Origin of the sequence: Frankia sp. AgB1.9, assembly GCF_016786355.1 — a bacterium.
In the GTDB taxonomy this organism is placed as follows: domain Bacteria; phylum Actinomycetota; class Actinomycetes; order Frankiales; family Frankiaceae; genus Pseudofrankia.
The window spans coordinates 1-20,054 of record NZ_JADWYX010000150.1; the positions used below are offsets into that span (position 1 = coordinate 1).

General features: G+C 73.3%; 13 protein-coding genes, 1 pseudogene and 1 riboswitch. Of the genes and pseudogenes, 9 read left to right on the forward strand and 5 right to left on the reverse strand.

The genetic code is table 11. From position 1 onward, the window contains the following. The first annotated feature begins 61 nt into the window (after positions 1 to 61). The 6 genes from I6A60_RS36445 (at position 62) to I6A60_RS36470 (ending at position 10,670) form a co-directional block, all read left to right on the forward strand. On the forward strand, positions 62 to 613 hold the full coding sequence (locus I6A60_RS36445) for a hypothetical protein (RefSeq protein ID WP_203055819.1): 552 nt from the start codon (positions 62 to 64) through the stop codon (positions 611 to 613). 212 nt (positions 614 to 825) lie between these two features. Beyond that, positions 826 to 1,521 (forward strand): hypothetical protein, encoded by a 696-nt coding sequence (locus I6A60_RS36450; protein ID WP_307874048.1) that lies wholly within the window; start codon positions 826 to 828, stop codon positions 1,519 to 1,521. 39 nt (positions 1,522 to 1,560) lie between these two features. Then, the gene (locus I6A60_RS36455; protein ID WP_203017108.1) at positions 1,561 to 1,953 is read left to right on the forward strand and encodes a VOC family protein; all 393 of its coding nucleotides are present in this window, start codon (positions 1,561 to 1,563) and stop codon (positions 1,951 to 1,953) included. A 206-nt stretch (positions 1,954 to 2,159) separates the two neighbouring features. Next, positions 2,160 to 5,417, forward strand: a complete 3,258-nt coding sequence (locus I6A60_RS36460) for a serine/threonine protein kinase (protein WP_374487552.1) — start codon at positions 2,160 to 2,162, stop codon at positions 5,415 to 5,417. Positions 5,418 to 5,647: 230 nt separating this feature from the next. Then, a riboswitch (SAM riboswitch) is annotated at positions 5,648 to 5,758 on the forward strand. A gap of 51 nt (positions 5,759 to 5,809) precedes the next feature. Continuing rightward, positions 5,810 to 6,862 carry a DUF3293 domain-containing protein gene (locus I6A60_RS36465; protein WP_203022549.1) on the forward strand — a complete coding sequence of 351 codons (1,053 nt, stop codon included), beginning with the start codon at positions 5,810 to 5,812 and terminating at the stop codon, positions 6,860 to 6,862. Beyond that, on the forward strand, positions 6,855 to 10,670 hold the full coding sequence (locus I6A60_RS36470) for a hypothetical protein (RefSeq protein WP_203022550.1): 3,816 nt from the start codon (positions 6,855 to 6,857) through the stop codon (positions 10,668 to 10,670). Before I6A60_RS36465 ends, I6A60_RS36470 begins: the two co-directional genes overlap by 8 nt. Positions 10,671 to 10,724: 54 nt before the next feature. Here the strand turns inward: I6A60_RS36470 and I6A60_RS36475 are convergent, their stop codons facing one another. Further along, positions 10,725 to 11,927, reverse strand: coding sequence for a thiolase family protein (locus I6A60_RS36475; protein WP_203022551.1), 1,203 nt, complete (start codon positions 11,925 to 11,927; stop codon positions 10,725 to 10,727). Positions 11,928 to 12,329: 402 nt separating this feature from the next. Between I6A60_RS36475 and I6A60_RS36480 the strand changes: the two genes are divergently transcribed. Then, the gene (locus tag I6A60_RS36480) at positions 12,330 to 12,686 is read left to right on the forward strand and encodes a Zn-ribbon domain-containing OB-fold protein (RefSeq protein ID WP_203022552.1); all 357 of its coding nucleotides are present in this window, start codon (positions 12,330 to 12,332) and stop codon (positions 12,684 to 12,686) included. Between the two features lie 98 nt (positions 12,687 to 12,784). On the opposite strand, the gene I6A60_RS36485 is transcribed toward I6A60_RS36480, so the two are convergent. From I6A60_RS36485 to I6A60_RS36495, 3 genes are all read right to left on the reverse strand, one after another. Next, positions 12,785 to 13,747, reverse strand: a complete 963-nt coding sequence (locus I6A60_RS36485; protein ID WP_203022553.1) for a pyridoxamine 5'-phosphate oxidase family protein — start codon at positions 13,745 to 13,747, stop codon at positions 12,785 to 12,787. Positions 13,748 to 13,986: 239 nt separating this feature from the next. After that, a complete protein-coding gene (locus I6A60_RS36490) occupies positions 13,987 to 14,667 on the reverse strand; it encodes an HAD family hydrolase (protein ID WP_238436989.1) in 681 nt (226 codons plus the stop codon). Between the two features lie 103 nt (positions 14,668 to 14,770). Then, positions 14,771 to 16,234 (reverse strand): MFS transporter, encoded by a 1,464-nt coding sequence (locus I6A60_RS36495; RefSeq protein ID WP_203022555.1) that lies wholly within the window; start codon positions 16,232 to 16,234, stop codon positions 14,771 to 14,773. A 271-nt stretch (positions 16,235 to 16,505) separates the two neighbouring features. Between I6A60_RS36495 and I6A60_RS36500 the strand changes: the two genes are divergently transcribed. Continuing rightward, positions 16,506 to 17,984, forward strand: coding sequence for a bifunctional DedA family/phosphatase PAP2 family protein (locus tag I6A60_RS36500; protein WP_203022556.1), 1,479 nt, complete (start codon positions 16,506 to 16,508; stop codon positions 17,982 to 17,984). An 86-nt stretch (positions 17,985 to 18,070) separates the two neighbouring features. Next, the gene (locus tag I6A60_RS36505) at positions 18,071 to 19,408 is read left to right on the forward strand and encodes a nucleotide disphospho-sugar-binding domain-containing protein (RefSeq protein ID WP_203022557.1); all 1,338 of its coding nucleotides are present in this window, start codon (positions 18,071 to 18,073) and stop codon (positions 19,406 to 19,408) included. 524 nt (positions 19,409 to 19,932) lie between these two features. On the opposite strand, the pseudogene ppnK reads toward I6A60_RS36505, so the two are convergent. Further along, a pseudogene (ppnK, locus tag I6A60_RS44310) lies at positions 19,933 to 20,054 on the reverse strand (NAD(+) kinase); the annotation flags it as partial.

Genomic DNA, 20,054 nt, shown 5'->3' on the forward strand with positions numbered 1-20,054 from the left:
CCGCGGATAGTGCCTGGGCGCCGCGGCGGGGGCGGGGCGACCGGGTGGCGACGCGCCCGCGGTGCCGGCGGCGGCCGGCGGCGGCACGGTCGTGGCGGCCGCCGCCGGGCCGACCGGTGGCGGGTACTGGACCGTCACCGCCACCGGCACCGTCGTCCCGCACGGCACCCTGACCGGCTACGGGTCGCTACTCACCGCGCCCGGGGCCCCGATCGTCAGCATCGCGGCCACCCCGACCGGCGGCGGCTACTGGCTCCTCGACGCCGCCGGCGGTGTCTATCCGTTCGGGGACGCCGAGGCGATCGCCCCCGGCGCGCAGCCCACCGGCCCGGCGACCGGCCCGCAGCGGTCCGTCGGTATCGCCGCGTCACCGACCGGGGCCGGCTACTGGACGGTCACCGCCGCCGGCGTCGTCAGCGCACACGGCGGCGCCGGCGGCTACGGCTCGGCGTCCGGGTCGAGCTCCGTCGTCGGCATCGCGGCCACCCCCAGCGGCCGCGGCTACTGGCTCCTCGACGCCGCCGGGGGCGCGCAGGCCTTCGGCGACGCCATCACGACCGGGGCGACCGCCGCGGCTGGTACCCGGGTCATCGCGGTGGCCGCGGCGCCATGAGCGAATCCCAGGTCCGCAAGGGCGGGCGAGGACGGGCCGTCCGGGCCTGGCCCGCCGGCGCCGAGGCCGTCAGCATGAGGACATTCCCGCCGTACGGGCGCCGCCGCGGGCGTACCCTCAGCGCTCCCGGGAGCCGCCGGTCCGGCGGACCGGGCATCAGGTCGGAGGCCGTCATGCCGTCAACCAGCTCACGGACCCGCACGCTCGCCTCCGTGCCTGCGACCGCACCTCCCCCCGCGCCGGCGACGCGGGTCCGGGCGGCCCGACGGCCGAGCGCCCGCGCCGTTCTGCCCGTGCTGGCGCTCGTCGCCGGCGTCCTCGCCGGCTGCTCCAGCGGCGGCTCGGCCGCGCCCTCGACACCGGCCACCTCAAGCGGCGCCCCGACGGCGACGTCCAGCCAGGTCGCCGCACCACAGCCGAGCCCCAGTGAGGCGCAGGCGCCGAGCGCGCCCGCCTGGCCCAGCGGGCCGACGTCCAAGGTCCGGTCGACGACGCCTCCGCCCGAGCTGGTCAACGTGACCGCCGGGCACGACATCGCGGGCGGGCTCAGCTTCGACCGCGTGGTGTTCGAGTTCACCGGCGGGCTGCCGGGCTACACCGCGCAGTACGTCAACCAGGTGCTCAAGCCAGGCCAGGGCACCGCGATGGCGCTCTCCGGGCAGGCGTTCTTCCAGATCGTGCTGACCCCGGCTGCGGCGCACGACGCGGCCGGCCAGCCGACCGTGACGAGCCCGATCGACGGCGGCGGCCTGCCGGCCATCCGGCAGATCGCGCTGGCCGGCGACTTCGAGGGCTACGTCCACTTCGGCATCGGCCTCTCGGGCGTCGCCGGCTACCGGGTGACCGAGCTGGCCAAGCCCGACCGGCTGGTCTTCGACTTCGCCGCGCAGGCCACCGGCGCTCCCTGACCCGCGCGCCGCACGCGGCCTTTTGGCTAGGGTCGTGCGGTGAAGCTCGCCCAGGTGATGGTGCTCGTCGACGAGTACGACCCCGCGATCGTCTTCTTCACCGAGGTGCTCGGCTTCGAGCTGATCGAGGATTCGCCGGCGACGACCAACGACGGGCGGCCCAAGCGCTGGGTGGTGGTCCGCCCTCCGGGCGCCGAGACCTCGATCCTGCTCGCGCGGGCCGACGGACCGGCGCAGTCCGACGCGGTCGGTCACCAGGCGGCCGGTCGGGTCGGCTTCTTCCTGCACGTCGACGACTTCGAGGCGAGCTATCAGCGCATGCGGGCCGCGAACGTCACCTTCGTCGGCGAGCCCCGGGATGAGCCATACGGCCGGGTCGTGGTCTTCCTCGACCTCGCCGGCAACCGCTGGGACATGATCCAACCGACCTGACCCGCGGCCGGCTCCGGACAACCCCGGCGGCGGATCACGCTCCTCGCCGGACACGCAGCGTGGCCGGCGAGGGCCTCCCGGCGAGTCGGTGTCAGGGGTTGTCGGACGTGTCAGGTATACGACAGAAGACAACCAAACTGTCGCCTGGGGCGTCCTCACAGTGGGACGCGCGGCCGTCCGACAAATCTCTGGTCAACGGGGGGGACGTGGACTCACGCGGAGGCGCGTCGCGTGCGTTGGCGCGCCCACCGGCGCGGGCGCCGCAGCTGCCAGGCAGCCCGTTGCGCCCGTCCGACCCGCGCGAGCTCGACGGCTATCAGCTGCTGCGCCGCCTCGGCGAGGGCGGCATGGGCACCGTCTACCTGGGCCGATCCCCGTCCGGCCGGCGGGTCGCCGTCAAGATCGTGCGCGCCGAGCTGGCCGACGACCCCGAGTACCGGGCCCGGTTCCGGCGCGAGGCCGAGGTCGCCCGCCGGGTCGCCCGCTACTGCACCGCCGAGGTGCTCGACGCCGTCGACCCCCCGGACGGCGCGCCCTACCTGGTGACCGAGTTCGTCGACGGGCCGCCGCTGTCCCAGACGGTGTCGCGGCGCGGGCCACTCGGATCGGCCGACGTGGAGCGGGTCGCCGTCAGCGTCGCCTCGGCGCTCACCGTGATCCACGCGGCCGGCCTGGTGCACCGCGACCTCAAGCCGTCGAACGTCCTGCTCTCGCAGTTCGGCCCGCGCGTGATCGACTTCGGGGTGGCGTGGGCGCCGGACAGCGTCACGGTGACCCGCGACCTGGTCGTCGGCACTCCCGCGTTCATGGCCCCGGAACAGGCTCGCGGCCAGCGGGTGACGTCGGCCGCCGACATCTTCTCCTGGGGTGGCCTGATCATCTTCGCGGCGACCGGGCGGCGCCCGTTCGGCGGCGGAGCGGTGCCAGCGGTGCTGTACCGGATCGTCAACTCGGACCCGGACCTCGACGGGCTCGACGAGGAGCTGGCCGAGGTCGTGCGGGCCGCCATGCGGCGGGACCCGGCCGAGCGCCCGACCGCGGCGGAGATCGTCGGCCGGCTCCAGGCACTGAGCACGATCCGGGCCACGACGCCAATCTGGGTCACTCCCCCGGCCAGCGAGCCGGTGGCCGCCGAGAGCGGCGCTTTCGCGCCGACGGACAAGGCCGCGAACGGCGGCGAACCGAGCGGTGCCGCGCCGGCCGCCGGCTCGGCGGGCACGAACGCGGCCGGCGCCGACGCGGTGGGTAGCGACGCGGTGGGTAGCGACGCGGCCGACCCCGCGGCGCCCGCCGACGGGTCCGGCGGCGGCCTCGGGGAAGGCACTCCGGCGGTGAGCGCCGTGGCCGCCGGTGAGGCGGTGGCCAGCGCCGAGGCGGCCGTCGACGCCGGGAGCCGGGCCGTCGCGGAGCGGGCCGCTACCGGGGCACCAGCGGCCGACGGCACGGACGCGGCCAGCTCCGATCCGTCTGACCCGTCCGGCGCCGGTACGGGCTCCCCGGCCGCGGGTGTGGCGCTGACCGTCGCCTCACAGGCCGGCACAGCTCCGACGGCCGACGCGGAACAGGCCGGCACCGGTGCGGCCAGCACCGCGCGGGCCGGCGCGGCAGCCGCGTCGCCGGACGCCGCCGCGGCCGAGGACGACTCACTGGGTGACGACTCACTGGGTGACGGCTCCGGCGCCGGGCTGCAGGGCTCCGCCGCGACCGACCAGTCCCAGGGATCCGTGGCCGGCAGCGCCGCGAGCGACTCGACCGGCGCGGACCTCGCCGACGAGGACGAGGACCCGCCGACGGTTGGCAGCGGTCCGATCCCAGTTTCCGGTCTGAAGGACGACTTCACCTTCGGTGACCTGAGCATCTGGGGCGAGGACGGCAACGAGCTCACGATCGGCTACCTGGCCCGGCTGGGCTCCGTCGGCGAGGACTCGGACGACTCCGACGCCCAGAGCTTCCGCGACCTGGACTACACCGATCTCGACCCAGCCTCCGGTCTGGACCCCGACGACCTCGATTACACCGACTTCGACTACGGCTCCGGCGGCGTCAACCGGATCAGCCAGCGGACGGTCATGTTGGGCGGCGACTCGCCACGCGGCCCGGGCCGAACCATGGAAACCCTCTCGCTGAACGGTCTCGACGACTCAGGCCGGTCGACCTGGCCACCGCCCCGCAGGCGCGGTCCGCTGGCGGCGCTCGCCCGGTGGTTCCCCGGTTTCGCGCCGGGCGGCCGGATCCCGTGGACAACCGTGATCAGCGCGTTCAGCGTGATCGTGGCACTGGCGGCCGTCGGGGTGGCGGCCGCCGCGGCGCTGGACAGTTCGGGCCGGTCGGCCAACGCCACTCTGGCCGCACAGCTGACCATCCCGGACCAGCTGGTGGGCCTCTCCATCAAGGAGGCAGAGGCCCGGTTGCACGCGGCCGGCTTCGCTCACCTGCAGTTCGAGATGAAGGCCGACCTCAAGCCGAAGGGCACCGTCCTCAGCGTCCAGCCGGGCGAGGGCATCGAGATCGAGGCGGCCGACACGGTGACGCTGGTCGTCTCGGCCGGCATGGATTCCGTCAAGATCCCCCAGGTCGTCGGGCTGACCGACAGCGCCGCGCGGTCCAACCTGCAGGACGCGGGCCTGACCGTCGTCGTGCGTTCGATCAGCGGCCCGGCGAACGTCAGCCCCGGCCACGTGGCGGCGATCTTCCCCGCTGCTGGCGTCGAGGTTCCGCCTGGGTCCAGCGTCACGATCCTGGTTGTCGCGCCGGTCGGCACGAAGTCGCTGGCCACCGTGCCCAACGTGGTCGGGATGACGACGAACGACGCGCAGGACGCCCTGCACCGGGCTGGTTTCACCGACATCGCGATCTCCTCCGTCGCCGCCTCGGAACCGGCCGGCACGGTCACCGCCACCGACCCGACCGCCAATACGACGACGGCCAAGAACGCGACCGTGACGCTGACGGTGTCCACCGGCCCGGGCCAGACCGCCGTTCCCGACGTCGCCGGCAAAACCCAGGCCGAGGCCGAGACCGCCCTGACACAGGCCGGGCTGGTCGCCACGGTCAGGCAGGACCCGGGGCCGTCGACCATCACCGCTGGGCTGGTGGAAACCGTCGACCCCGCACCCGGCTCGAAGGTGCCAGTGCATGCCGAGGTGACGATCACCGTGGTCAGCGCGCAGGTCGCGATGCCCGACGCGCGGGGCCGCCAGCGCGCCGATGCCGAGCGGCTGCTGACCTCCTACGGCCTGACCGTCACGGTGACGCAGCAGTCGAGCAGCGCCGCGCCCGGCACCGTGCTGACGCAGTCGACCACCCCGGGCGCCATGATCGGCCGCGGGAGCAACGTCACGCTCGTGGTCGCGAAGGCTGCCGACTCGCCGACCTCACCGCCGACCTCGCCGTCCCCACCGCCGACCACGCCTCCCCCGACCGGGCCGGCCTCGCCGACTCCGCCCGCCTCGGCGACGGCCTGACACCGACCCGACTGGTCGAGCCGCTCACCTGCCGACGCAGCGCGAACCGGCAGGACACGTCGATCTACCGGGCGGCTGCCGTCCGTCAGGCGCAGGTTGCCGGGAGCGAGTCCGGCGACGACGCCAGAATCGTCGGTTCCCGCCGGTAGCATTGTCACGCATTCAGTAACGACCTCGGCACCGACGGCTGAATCTTGCGAGACGTATACGGAGGTTCTAACCTGGCTCGTGGTCAAGAGGACTGCGTCAAGGCCTGGCTCGCCGTCCGGCAACCTTCGCGCAAGGTGCCCCAGGAACGACCTGATCGCCGCCGGTGACAACTGGTAGCGGTAACGCGGATCTCCCGAACCGGGCACGGTCGCGGGGGTCCACCGAGGCCCCCGGAGGTTGACGTGTCCAAGCGCCCGAACCCCACCCGCGCTGACCTGCTGGCCCTGCTCGGGGCCCAGCCGGAGACCTCCGTCGCGGCGATCTGCCGTTCCTACCTCTCCCGGCGTCAGGAACTGCTGGCCTCCGACCCGGACCACCGCCGGCCCGAGGTGGCCCGGCTGGACGACGCATTCACCAGGCTGCGCGCCGCCACGGATCTCGAAAGCCGGCTTGACGACTACCCGAGCGCCGAGGTCAAGATCGGCGTCGAGGACACCACCGTGGTCGTGCGCTCAGCGCCCGCCGGCACCGCCGGCGGGGAGTTCCCTTTCCCCGGCGTGGAGCGGGTGCACGTGCTCACCGCGTTCAACCCGCGCTCCCGCCGGCTGCGCCCGCACGAGAACGCCAACCGGCAGCGCGCGCTCGCGGGCCGGGTCGCGACGACCGGCCTGCCCTCGTGGCCCGCGGTCGGCGGCGGCCGCCAGGCGCAGACGAGCATCGCCGTCGCCGGCCTGACCAGGGCACGGGCGCGCGCGCTGGGCGCCGAGTTCGAGCAGGACGCCGTCGTCGAGTGGACTCCGACGGCCTTGTCCGTGGTGCCGTGCGACGAGCTGGTCGCGCCGCGCGAGTTCGGCTGGCGTAGCTCGCGCCTGACCAAGCCGCTGCCCAACCCGGCGGCCGCGGCCCGCCGCGCCGAGGCCACCGCCGAGGCGGCGAGAGCCGCGCACGCCGCGACCGACACCCGGACAGTGGACACCGACCGGCTGCCGGCGACCGACGAGGCGCGCGCCGCGACCGACGGGCCCGGTCCGGTCAGCGACGCGCACGAGATCCTCGTGGCGGACGCGGTCCGGGCACTCGCGGCCGAGGAGTCGGAGACCGCGGCGATCGCGCGGGCGCGGGAGCTCACCGCCGCGACGCCGACGGAGGACGGCGGCGCGACCGCGAACGGCACGACGGCGGGCGGTCCGGCGGCCGGTGGTCCGCCGGCGCCGCGCAAGGCCGACCCGGCGGCCGGGGGCGCCACGCCGGACCCGCATGATCTTCCCGCCTCCCACGGCGGCAACGGTGAGTGACGCGGTCGCGTTCAACACCGGCCTTCCGCTCGCCGCCGACCTACGGACCCATCTACTCAGCCAGCTGGGCGCCGAGGAGGAATGGATCGGGCCTGGCCCGGACGGCACCGGTCTGCTCTGGCGCCACAGCGAGCTCGGGACGCTGCTGGAGCTGCTCCCGGTGCCCGACGGGGCGTCCGCCGTCGCCGTGCTGCGGGTCACCACGCCCGTCTCGACGATCGGTGACCCGGCTCGGGCGCGGGCCCTGTGCCAGCGGCTGAACGCCGAGATCACCCTGAACCGCTGGATCGCCGGCCCCTGGCCGGCCATCCCCGACCGCCCCGACCCGGATGCCGACGAGGACGACGAGGACGACGAGCCGGGCGATCGCTCCAGCCTGGTCGACGACCCGACCGAACCGACGGCACGGATCGAGCCGGCCGACTCCGAGCCGCCGGCCACCAAGGCCAGGACAAGCCCAGTAGCCGAGGCAAGCCCCGAGGCCGAACCAAGCCCCGAAGCCGGGACGGGAACCGAGGCCGAGGCAAGCCCGGTAGCTGAGGCAAACCCCGAAGCCGGGACAGAAGCGGTAGCCGAGACAGGCACCAGCGCCGAGGCGGGCCGGGAGCCCGTGGCGCCGGCCCAGCCGGATGGCCTCGACCTGTCTGACCGGCTGGCGTTGGAAGCCTTTCTGGACGAGGCCGCCGACCTCGCCCCGGACGCGCTGTACCTGTCGTGCTCCTTCGTCGTCGGCCGGCTCGAGCAGGACGACGACGATGAGGACGAGGACGACGACCCCGACGAGGACTCCGACGACGAGGCGGACGACACGGCGCCCGGCGGCGCGGCGCTGGCCCGGCTGGCCGTGGCGGCGGTCGGCGACCAGATCGCGACCGCGGTAGCCGCGCTCGGCGACGGGCTGCACGACGAGGTCGCCGGCGTGCCGTTCGTCGCCCGCGACTCCGACGGGGAGGCCCGCCCGGGCCGGCACCGCGTCACCCGCTACCACGACCTGCTGCACGCCGGAGCCGAGGCGGACAACACCCCGCTCTGGCGCGGGCTGCTGGCCGCGTTCGACGGGCTGCGCTACGACCAGGAGAGCGACGGCGGCCCGGTGTGGGGCGCCGGTGACGGCCGTGGCTTCCGGTGCGAGGTCCCGTTCAGCTGGGGGCCGTTCTTCACGCCGGAGGACCGTCCGGTCGAGGTGGTGACCGCGCCGGAGTCGGCGCCGGCCGGCCTGCTGACCAGCGTCGTGCTGGCCAGCCGGCAGGACCCGCGTCCCGAGGCCGGCGAGGGCCTGCTGATCACCATGCGCACGCCGGTCACGGTCCGGCCGAGCGACGACATCGCCGGGGTGCTGACGGCGCTCAACATCCAGGACGCCCGCGACCCCGGGGCCGCGCACGGCGTCGGTGCCTGGGTGCTGCGCGGCGGCGCGCCGACCTGGACGGTCTTCCTGCCGAACGCGGTCATGGCCGCGGGCACCCGCACGACGGTGACGCTGCTGCGCGAGGTGCTGCTGGCGGCGGCCGGCGCGTCGATGCTGGCCCGCCGGGTGCTGCTCACCGGCGAGGACCTCACCCCGGCCGACCGCTACCCGATCGGCCCGGCCTCGCGCCGGCCGGCCGGCCTCGCCTTCGCCGCCAGCTCCACCGCCTGCGACGAGCCGGCCCTGGCGCTGGACGCGCTCTACGCCTCGCTGGTCGGGCCCGATGTCGAGTGGTCCGTGCTGGGCTCGGCCGGCTTCGACTGGTGGCCGTACCAGGGCCGGCAGCGGCTGCGGGTCACCCCGCGCCCGGCGCCGGACGACCGCCGGGCCGGCTCGCTGCGCATCTCGACCGAGGTGGCCAGCAAGGTTCCCGCGTCCCCCGACGTGCTGCGGCTGCTCGCGCGGCGCAACGCCGACGACGGACGGTCGGCCCTGGTGCTCGACCCGGTGGCGGGGACCGTCGAGGCGGTCGCCCGGGTACACCTCGGGCCGTCGCTCTGGTCGCCGGACCGGTCCTGGGCGCGGCTCGTCGCGGTCGACCAGCTGATCCGCGCCGACGAGGCCGCGCCCGCGCTCGTCGGCCTCGGCGGCCCGGCGCGCGGCGCCGTCCCGGCGGGCTCCGCGCACCCGGCGAACGGCCCGCGCCCGAGCCGGGACATCCTGTTCGACGCCCTGCCGGACATCCGGCTGGGCGCCCAGGAGGCGATGAACGGCGACGACGTCGTCCGCCCGCTCGTGCTGCCGATCACGCTGACCTCGCTGATGGCACCGCCGCACCGGGTCACCGGCCACGAGCCGGGCCGGACGCTGACCGCCGAGTGGTGGACGAGGACCTACGACCCGTCCGGCCCGGCCGCGCGCTGCCGGTCCGAGCTGACCGTCACCGACCATCAGGACCTCGGCCTCGGCATCCGGGTCCGCACCGTGCTGGACTACCTGCCGGGCGACGTCGACGAACGGGCCGCCTGGTGCAACGACCGCAACCGCGCCCTGCTGGCCGACACAGCTGCCGACGACCTCACCGTCGTCGGCGGGTGGGGCCTGGACGCGACCGACGCCCCCTGCCTGACCACCTGGTTCTTCCCGGAGACCATGCTCGGCGACCACCCGGACGAGATCGCCGGAGCGCTGGGCCGGCTGGTCCGCTACCAGCAGTGGATCGTCTTCGTCAGCCTGGCGGACTCGCCGGTCGCGCCGCTGGCCGACGCGCGCACGGTGGCCGAGCTGGCCGCGGGCCTGCCGTCGCTGTTCGGCGCCTTCCGCGCGGTCCTCGACTACCCGGCCGGCCTCTCGCTCACGGCCGCGACCCCGTTGGGCGACGATGCCCGATCGGAGACGGTCGTCGTCGAGTGGACCCGGCCGGTCACCCCGCCGGTGCACGAGGAGCTGATGAGCTGGCCACGGCTGGCCGAGCCGATCAGCGAGCCGAGCCGGCCCCGGCTGGTCACCCGGCTGGACGCGCCGCTCGACGGGCTGCGCGGCCCGCTCGCGCTGCTGCTGACCGCGCTGGCCGCCGGCAGTCGCACCTGGCTGCCCGATCTCAGCGTCCCGCCCGACCCGGGCCGGCCCGGCGCGAAGCCGCTGACCGTGCCCGGTCACCTCGGCAACGCGTTCCGGGACGCGCACGTCCGGGACGCGCTCGGCCGGCTCCTGTTCGACGGCCAGATCGCCGACGACGGTCACGGCACGGGTTTCCTGGTGCTGGCCGAGCCGCTGGTGCCGGGTGAGCAGGGCGACACCCAGCCGGCGGGCCGTTCCGAGGCGTCGGTCACCGGCTCGCTGGACCCGGCCGACGGCGAGGCCTCCGGGTTCGGGCTCGGCGCCGACCCCGAGTTCTCGTTCACGGCCGACGACGAGGTCGGGCTGGGCCGCCGGGCGCCGGCGACCATCGCGCGGCTGGCGCCGCCCACTCCGGGCGATCACCCGTTCTACGGCGCCGGCACGATGATCCTCGACACCCATCTGGATCCCGGGCTGCTGCGTCCGGGCGACCTCGAACGGCTGGGCGAGCTCAGCCGGATGGGCCAGCTCGACCGCCTCGGGACGTTCGACGACGCCGGAGTGCCGAGCGGTGCCGGCCGGCCGGCCGACGACGCCGAGCTGACCGCAGCACTGATCGCGATCTCCACGCTCGCGCCCGCGCAGACCTGCGGCGCGTGGATCGCGCACGAGAAGTCCGGCACGCTCGCCTACCGGATCTGCCTGCCGCCGTCCTGCCTGCTGTGGCCAGCGCCGGAGGCGGTCGGCTCGATCGTGGACGCCGCCTGGCGCGTCGCGATCGCGCAGGTCCGCGCCGCCGCTCACCTGCTCAGCGCCCAGGCGATGTCCCCGGGCGCCTGAGTCCCCGGGCGGCCGAGTCCCTGGGCGGCTGAGTCCCTGGGCGGCTGACCTGGGCTAGCCGGCTCTCAGGAGCAGTGCGCCCGCGATGGGGCCACCGCCGGCGCCGACGGCGGCCACCTGGTGACGGTCGAGCTGGCGTTCGCCCGCCTGTCCGCGCAGTTGCAGGCAGGCCTCGTGGACGATCCAGTAGCCGTGCATCCGGCCGGCGGACAGCTGGCCGCCGTAGGTGTTGATCGGGAACGAGCCCTCCAGGGCGATCCGCCCGGGGTCGGCGACGAACGGGCCGGCCTCGCCCTCGCCGCAGAACCCGAACGCCTCCAGCCAGGCCAGGGCGAGGAACGTGAAGCCGTCGTAGACCTCGGCGAAGTCGACGTCTGCGGGCCGCAGGTCGGTCCGCGACCACAGCTCGGCCGCGGCGTCGTAGGACGCCATCCTGGGGTAGTCGGGTCGCAGGTACCAGCCGCCGGGCCCGGTCGAGCCGCCCATCGCCTCGACCCGGACGGGGTGCTCGCAGGCGGTCGCATGATCCGCTACGGACACCACCAGCGCGATCGAGCCGTCGATGGGCACGTCGCAGTCCAGCAGGCCGAACGGCTCGGAGATGAGCCGGGCGGACAGGTAGTCGTCCAGCGTGATCGGGGTCTGGAACACGGCCGCCGGGTTGAGTCCGGCGTTGCGCCGGCTGTTGACGGCCAGGGCGCCGAGCTGCTCCTTCGTCGTGCCGTACAGGTGCATGTGCCGGCGGCAGTGCATCGCCAGCCAGTTCGCGGCCGAGTAGGCGTGAGCGCCCATCAGCTCGTCCATCCCGCCGGCAAGGCCGTCACGCGCCGGATAGACGGGGCCCGACCCGTTGCCGTCCGGGGTGGGGCTCAGGCCGGCCCCCTCAAGATGCGGGGCCGCGCCGTCGGGGAGGACCGCGCCGCCGATCATCTGGACCGTCCGGTAGACAAGCACGTGCCGGGCCCGCCCGGTATCGACCGCGGCAACGGCAGACATGACCGGGGAGAGCAGGCCGCCGGTGTCGATGCCGCCGCCCAGATAGTTCGGCGCCAGCCCGAGGGCGTCGCAGGCCGCCTTGACCGGAGTGTCCCCCAGCGTCGCGACCCCGTCGATGTCCTCCGGTCGCAGGCCCGCGTCGGCGATCGCCTGCCGGGACGCCTCCACCGTCAGGTCGAGGCCCGGGATACCGGTGCGCCGGCCGATCCGGGAGATTCCGATGCCGGAGATGATGGCCCGCCGCTCCGGAAGTCCCGTCATACGGCCGACGCTATGACCCAGAGCGCGCCTCGGTCACCGGAAGCGACCCGGTTCACCCGTCGCTTTGTGGGCATCGACGGCGGCCTGATCACCACCTGGCCACCGGCCCACCAGTTCCCCTGCGCAGCCGGTGATCAAGGACGCCTGATCGCTCGTTGCGCAGGCCAGACGGCGTTCGACACCCCAATTTGTCCTCTTTATCCCTGCGCATTTCTCGATCAAGGCGCAGCAGCTAGCCGGATGATCGGCGTCTGCGCAGGCAAGTCGGCGTCTCAGATCAGGCTGCGCCGGGGGCCAGACGCACCACGTCGAATCCCGGCAGCTTGCTGGGCTTACGGTCGGGAGAGGCGGGGGCCCGTGCCCATCGGTTCGGCTCGCGCAGCCAGGAAGCATGGGGGTGCCATGACGACGTCGCGTCTCGACGCGGGCGACAGGCTGCTGGTCCAGCGCTGCCTGGCCTGCCAGCGCTGGACCTATCCGGAGGCAGCGCGCTGTTCCGCATGCGGGGGCGAGTTGGCCGCGGAGCCGGCGAGCGGTGACGGGACGGTCTTCACCTTCACCGTCAATCACCACCCGTTCCACCCGACGTTGCCGGTTCCCTACGTCATCGCCGTGGTTCAGCTCGCCGAGCAGGAAGATCTACGGGTGGTGGGCAACATCGTCGGATGCGCGCCGGAGGACGTAGCGGTCGGCATGCCGGTGCGGGCCGCCTTCGAACGGCACGGCGATTCCCTCCGCCAGGACTTCCGCAAGCGCTGACCAAGCGCTCAGTGGAAGCCACAAGGCCAGGACCGCCAAGGCGCACCCATCGGCATGATCGCCGATTTGGCCCTCGGGTGGTTGTGGAACGGCGTCAGTCACGACCACCCGGGGGCTGAAGTCACGATCATGTGCCCGGCAGGGCGGGGCCGGGCCTGGTCAGGACGCCAGGCGGGTGATGGCGGTGGGGAAAGTCTGGCGACGAGGCGAATCCCGGCGGGATCCGCCGGATCCAGCAGTTCCGACGGTTCCGACGTACGCGCGAGCGGCGTGGGCGTCGGCGCGGGCTCGGCTTCGCGCACGAGTGCCACGGGCCCGGGTCGCTCGCCGTCCGCGAGCAGGCGGGCGATCCCTCGAATCTCGACGGCGGTGCGCGGGTTGGTCAGATCGAAGACCGAGACGCTCACCTGGGCGTCCTTCGCCAGATCACTGGACGGCTGCCGCGGGGCCACGATCGACAGCAGCAGCGCGTCGCCTTCGCGGTGCAGCCCCACCACGCGCGAATGGGGCTCGCCATCGGTGCCGATCATGGCCAGGGTGGCGATACTCGGCCCGTCCAGGATCGCGCGTAGCTCGGCCCCGAACGCCGCGTCACGCAGCGCGACTTCCAGGGTCGCCGCGGCCGGTTGAACGGCATCGGTCGCCTTGTCCCGCAGCCGCCGGGTGAGGCGCCAGGCGACCAGGAGGAGCACTGTCGCCGTCGGGATCTCGACGAGCAGCGCGGTCGCCAGGCTGATCAAGAAGTCATCGGTCCCGGACGAAAGAGCCATGTCGAACCAGGCGTCACAAAGAAGAAGGGTGGCGGTGACGACGGAGGCGGGGATCAGGGCCCAGCGGTCCCTCAGCGCGCAGTAGGCCGTCGTCGCGAGCGCGCCCAGCTCCGCGACGTCGTAACCGGTCCAGGCCAGCCGCCAGCCCTCGGTCTCGTAGTGCATCGGCAGGCTGACAGACAGGTCGGCGATCCAGGCGACGAGAGCGACGCAGCTGACCAGCAGCGCGATCCCGAGGCGGAAGCGACGTCGGCGGGTGGCCGCCGGCAGCGGCGGGTGCTGAGTGACCATGTCCGGCTCCTGCGGTCAGGTGTCCGGTGTTGCCTGGCTCAGGCCAGGTCGGACGCACTCGGCACGACTGGTCGTCCCCCCAGGCGCACACCCCGCCGCGCCTCGAGGTGAGCTTCCGTAGAGAGCAAGGCAGTCCATCGCACGGTTATGCCCACGCGAGAGCAACTTTCGACGTGGTCACACCTACTGGATTCCCGAGGCCCACGCCGGGACCTCAGAGCGGGGTCTCAGAACGGACCTCAGAAGTGGCGTAGCAGATCCTGAAAGGAACGCAGACGCAGCACGCCCGAGTCCTCGGGGTCGAGGTCGGCGTGCTCCAGCGCCCAGCCGTTCTCGTCCGGGATGTGCACCGCACGCCAGCCGGCTGCCCGCGCCGGCAGAATGTCGGACTTCGGCGAGTTGCCGATCATCCAGGTGCCGGTCGGGTCCAGCTCCAGCCGCTCGGCGAGCCCACGGTAGGCGTCGACGTGCTTCTCCCGGACGATGTGGGTACCCAGCTCGAAGAACCCGGCCAGGCCGGAGGCGTCGATCTTGCCCTGCTGCTCGTCGACCGCGCCCTTGGTGAGCAGCGCCAGCCGGTGCCGGCCGCCCAGCTCGCGCAGCGTGTCGGCCACTCCCGGCATCGGCTCCACCCGGTGGTCCGCCAGCGCGGCGGCGAGCTCGGCGATCTCCTGGCGCTCCCGCTCGTCGGCCGGACGTTCCCTGAGCCGCTCGAACAGCTCGTGCAGGCTGCGCAGGAAGACCTTCGTGCCGTAGCCGTGAGCGACGGTGTTCGCCGCCTCGATGTCCAGGAGCAGCGCGTACAGCGCGTCCCGGTCCAACGTCGGATGAGCGAGCCAGTCGAGATAGTCGTGGATGACCCGCTCGAACCGGACGTTGTTCGACCAGAGCGTGTCATCCGCGTCGAACACCAAGGTCATTCCCGTACTACCCGATGCCGGCACGTCTTGATCTGACCAGACGCCGCCGGTCGCCGTCGACCGCTTTTCCGGGTTCGCGCCGATCCGGGTCGATGCTCAGACCTCAGACCTCCGCCCGGCGGTTCGGGACCGCGAGGGCAGCGAGCGCGGCGAGGACGGCGGCGCAGGCGCAGATGCCGAACAGGATGCGGTAGCCGGTCAGCGAGGGCAGCGCGGCGGGCCCGAGGTGCATGACCTGTGCGGCGAGGATGCTGCCGCCGATGGCGCTGGCCAGCGAGCTGCCGACCGCGCGGAACAGGGTGTTCAGGCCGTTCGCCGCCGCGATCTCCGCCGGCGGGGTGAAGTTGTTGATCAGTGACGGCATGGCCGCGTAGCCGACCCCGGTGCCGATGCCGACCACCGTCGTCCCGACAATGATCTCCCACAGCGCGCCGGTCACCAGGATTCGCACCACCCAGCCAGCCGCCACAATGATCGCGCCGAGCGCGAGCGTCTGCCCCGCGCCGCGCCAGGCGACCAGCCGAGCCGAGACCGGCGCGAGCAGCAGCATGCCGATGCCGCTGGGCAGCACGCACAGTCCGCCGACGAGCATCGACGCGCCGAAGCCGTAGCCGGTCGCGCTCGGCGCCTGGACATAGGACGCGGTGCCGAGCAGCGAGGCGAACAGCGCGAACCCGAACAGCATCGAGGCGACGTTCGTCAGCACCAGCGGCCGGCGGCGCAGCGCGACGATGTCCACGAGCGGCTCGCGGGTCCGCATCTCGACCCAGCCCAGCACCACCAGCACCACGGCGCCGGCCACCAGCAGTCCGATCACCCGGGCCGACCCCCAGCCCCAGCTGGCGGTCTCGGCCAGCGGCAGCATGATCGCCATCAGGCCCAGGCCGAGCAGCACCGCACCGAGGACGTCGACCCGGCCGCCACTGCGGTTCGGGGCCTCCGGCACGAGTCCGAGCACCCCGACGAAGGTCAGCAGGCCGCCGGCACCGATGAACCAGAACAGCGAGTGATACCCGAGATGCTGGGCCACGAGCCCGGACAGCGGCAGGCCGACCGCGGCGCCGACGCCCAGCATCGAGCTGATGGTCGCGATCCCCGCGCCTACCCGTTCCCGGGGCAGCAGGACGGTCAGCAGGCTGATCCCGAGCGGAACGGCCGCCACCGACACGCCCTGGAAGCACCGGCCGACGATCACTATCGGGATGTTGTTCGTCACGGCGTCGAGGACGGAGCCGACCACCAGCGTCCCGAGCGCGACCAGCAGCAGCAGGCGCTTGCCGAACATGTCGGCCAGCCGGCCCATCACGGGCACCGCGACCGCGGCGACCAGCAGCGTCGAGGTCAGCAGCCATTCCACCGTGCTCGCGCTCGTGTGCAGGGTGGTCGGCAGGCTCGGCAGCACCGGGATCAGGACCGACTGCGAGAGCGACACCATGAGCGCGCCGACGCCGACGACGACCAGTGTGCGATTCGCGTGGTCGTCCTTCGGGGGCGCGGTCCTGGCGGTGGACGCGCGGCCTGGCTCCTGGGCTACGGGCTGGGCCGACTGGGTAGACAGCTCGGTCATGTCCTGATCCTCGGGTCGAGATCACCGGGAGCGCCCGTTCCCGCCGATGGCACATCCCACCGACAGAAGCGGAAGATCTTGTCTCAGTTAAGCTAGCACAACCGGAGACACATCCTCCGCTTCTGTGTCGCGACCAACACTTGAGGGCGATCGGGGCCGGCCCGACAACGTAGTAGTTTGTAGTAGACAGACCTGTCGTCCCCGTGTGGCAGGCTGAACGCGGGTCAGGCCGAGACGGGACAGGCCGGGACGGGAGAGGTGGTCAAGCCGCGTGAGCCGAATCGTCGACGGGCTGATCAACCTTCCGCCGTGGCTAGTTCTGCTGGTGGCGTTCGCGCTGCCGGCGGCGGAAGCGTCGATCTTCGTCGGTGTCGTGTTCCCCGGTGAGATCGCGATCATCGTCGCCGGGGTGCTGGCCCACGCGCACAAGCTGCCGCTGTGGCTGGTGATCGTCGTCGGGACCCTGGGCGCGGTGATCGGCGACAGCATCGGCTACGAGGTCGGCGCCCGCTACGGCGACTGGGTGCTCGCGCGACTGCCCAAGCGGCTGGTGAAGCCCGAGCATGTCGAGCAGGGCCGGGCGCTGCTGCGCCGTCGCGGCGGCTGGGCGGTCCTGATCGGGCGGTTCACCGCGGCGCTGCGCGCGCTCGTGCCCGGGCTCGCCGGCACCAGTCGGCTGCCGTACCGGACCTTCCTGCCCTACAACATCGTCGGCGGCCTCGCCTGGGTCACCATGTCCGCCCTGATCGGCTACGTCGCGGGCGCCAGCTACAAGGCGGCCGAGCACCAGGTGAGCCTGATCTCCGGCGGGCTGCTCGCGTTGATCGTGCTGCTCCTGCTTCACCAGGTCGCCCGCAGGTCGCAGCGGGTGCAGTCCTGGCTCGCCCGCCACGGCGGCAAGCTGCCCGACCGTTGGCTGAGCGTCTCCGTGCTGGTGCTCGTGGCCGGCGGCTGGCTGCTCGGCGGCCTCGTCCAGGACGTCGAGAACGTCCACGGCCCGACCGGCGCCACGAGCTCCGACTCCCGGCTGTTGGACGACGTCATCGGCTACCGGCGGCCCTGGCTGACTCCGGTCGCCCGCGGAATCACCGCGCTGGGCAGCTGGCCGATCGCCTACGGGGTCGTGGCCGTGCTCGGCGCGCTGGTGGTGTGGCGGACCCGGAACTGGCTGCTGCCGCTGTGCTCGGTCGCGCTGCTCGGCGCCGGCCAGGGAGTCCGGCTGGCGATCAGCCACGCGATCGCCCGGCCGCGGCCGCCTACGACCAGCTGGCTGACCAGCGCGCACGGCTACTCCTTCCCGTCCGGCCACACGACCATTGCGACGATCGCCTACGGACTGGCCGGTCTGCTGCTGTTGCGGCTGCTACCGGCGACAAGACTGGCGACGGCCCTCGTGAGCCTCGTGGCCGTGCTGCTCGCGGCCGCGGTCGGTCTGTCCCGGGTGTACCTCGGCGTGCACTGGCCCAGCGACGTCCTCGCGGGCTGGTCCCTCGGCGCCGGCTGGCTGGCCCTCGCCGCGACGGTGTTCACGCTGGTCCGGCTGATCCGGCGACGGCGGTCGACCCCGACAGTGCCTGCCGAGACCGTCCACGAGGCGCAGGCCGTCCACGAGATTCAGGCCGTCCACGAGACGGAGGCCGTCAGCCCCGCCTCTGAAGTCCGCCGACTGGCGATCGAGACTCCGGCCGAGCCCTCTCCCGCGCGGGACAGAGCCGGCTCGGGAGCGGCCTTCCGGCCCGATGTGAGCTGACCTGGGCGGAAACACGGTTTTGCTACAGTCCGGACGCCCGCGACAGCGACGTCGTGCCCCGTTCGCCCGGCTAGCAAGGACGTTCGATGCCCCTCACCGTGCTGTTCGTGCCTGAGTCGGCCTACGGCCCGACCAACCAGTGCATCGGGCTGGGCAAGGTCCTGCTCGACCGGGGCCACACCGTCGTCTTCGCCGCCGAACGGTCCTGGGAGGGCAAGCTCGCGCCGTTCGGCTTCGTCGAGGCTCTCGTCGACCTCGCACCGCCGGCCGCGGATCCGGGCGCGCTCGCGCCGCCCGGTGAGGGCCTGGGCAAGGATGCCGCCGGGCAGTTCTGGATCGACTTCATCAACGAGACCGCGCCGGAGTTCCGCAAGCCGACGATCGAGCAGCTGGAGACCTTCGTCGCGCCCACCTACCAGGCGCTCATCGACGGCGCCAGGTACTGCGAGGCGCAGCTCAAGGCGATCATCGCCGAGCATCGGCCGGACGTGCTGGTCGAGGACAACGTGATCGCGTTTCCGGCGCTCACCACCGCCGCCGGCGCGTTCGTGCGGATCGTGTCCTGCAACCCGCTGGAGGTCCGTGGCACCGACGTCGCGCCCGCCTTCGCCGGCTACGCCGCGGACGACCGGTCACAGTGGGACGCGTTCCTCGCCGAGTTCGACCGGACGCATCAGCCGATGTGGGCCGAGTTCAACGAATGGGTGCAGGCTCAGGGCGCGAGGCCGCTGGCGGAGCGGGACTACATCGAGACCTCGACACACGCGAACCTGTACGTCTACCCGGCGGAGCTCGACTACACGGACGCCCGGCCGCTCGACTCCACCTGGCACCGCCTCGACTCGAGCGTCCGCGAGACCGACGACGCCTACGAGCTGCCCGCGCGGTTCGCTTCCCGAGGCCCCGACGAGGCGCTGGTGTACCTGTCCCTCGGTTCGCTGGGGAGCGCCGACGTCGGCCTGATGCAGCGGCTCATCGACGTTCTCGCCACCACCCGGCACAAGGTGATCGTCAGCCTGGGCCCACGCGCCGACGACCTGAAGCTCGGCCCGAACATGGTCGGCGCCGCGATGCTGCCCCAGACGACGATCATCCCGCAGGTAGACCTGGTGATCACTCACGGCGGCAACAACACGACCACCGAGTGCATGCACTTCGGCAAGCCGATGATCCTGCTCCCGCTGTTCTGGGACCAGTACGACAATGCGCAGCGGGTCCACGAGCGTGGCTACGGCATCCGGCTGTCGACCTACGGATTCGCCGACGACGAGCTGACCGAGGCCGTCGACCGCCTGTTCACCGACACCGCGCTGCGTACGAAGCTGGACGCCGTCGGCGCGGCGATCCGGGGGCGGGACGGGCTGCGCACCGGCGCCGACGTCATCGAGCGGGTCGGGCTGGATCACGTCGCGGCCCGTGGCTGACGGCTCCCCCACGCTGCCGCTGGTCGTCGAGCTCGTCGACGGCGCCTGGCGGGCCCGGCCAAGCGGTCCCGGCGCGGGAGTCGCGTTGCTCGCGCTGCTGCGCTCGGACGGAGACGTTCCGGACGGCTTCCGGATCACCCGTGGGGTCAGCCGGCCGTTCGAGCCGACAGAGCGGCGGGTCGCGGCCGACCAGACCAACGAGTCCTGGATCATCGGCGAGGCCGCCGTGGTCAAGTGGACGACCCAACCGCTGGTCGGGCCACATCCGGAGCGGCTGCGCCGACTTGTCGAGGCCGGGTTCAGCCAGACGCCCGCGCTGTGGGGAATGGTCGAGTGGCGCACGCCGGACGGGCACTGGGTGCCGGTCGCTACCGTCAACGATCTCGTTCCCGGCGCGGAGGACGGCTGGACCTGGTGCGTCGACGAGGCCCGGCACGCGCTCGCGGCCGTAGGTCCGCCTGCCGCGGCACCGGTTCCGCGCGACAGTGGCAACGGCGCCGATCCGGCGGCGGGGGCGCCCGGGGGGGCGGCGCGCAGACCCCCCCGGCGCCCCCCCCCCGCGACCGCGCCCGGCCGTCGATGCCGAGCACGCACTCCAGCATCTTGGCCCGCTCGGCCTTCTCCAGGGACATCTCGTTGAGAGCCC

What these genes read in the sequence shown, in the direction of transcription:
- I6A60_RS36490 (WP_238436989.1), bottom strand. Translation starts at nt 14,667, where the DNA reads ATGACCTTGGTGTTCGACGCGGATGACACGCTCTGGTCGAACAACGTC.
- I6A60_RS36495 (WP_203022555.1), bottom strand. Translation starts at nt 16,234, where the DNA reads ATGACCGAGCTGTCTACCCAGTCGGCCCAGCCCGTAGCCCAGGAGCCA.
- I6A60_RS36485 (WP_203022553.1), bottom strand. Translation starts at nt 13,747, where the DNA reads ATGGTCACTCAGCACCCGCCGCTGCCGGCGGCCACCCGCCGACGTCGC.
- I6A60_RS36480 (WP_203022552.1), top strand. Translation starts at nt 12,330, where the DNA reads ATGACGACGTCGCGTCTCGACGCGGGCGACAGGCTGCTGGTCCAGCGC.
- I6A60_RS36475 (WP_203022551.1), bottom strand. Translation starts at nt 11,927, where the DNA reads ATGACGGGACTTCCGGAGCGGCGGGCCATCATCTCCGGCATCGGAATC.
- I6A60_RS36505 (WP_203022557.1), top strand. Translation starts at nt 18,071, where the DNA reads ATGCCCCTCACCGTGCTGTTCGTGCCTGAGTCGGCCTACGGCCCGACC.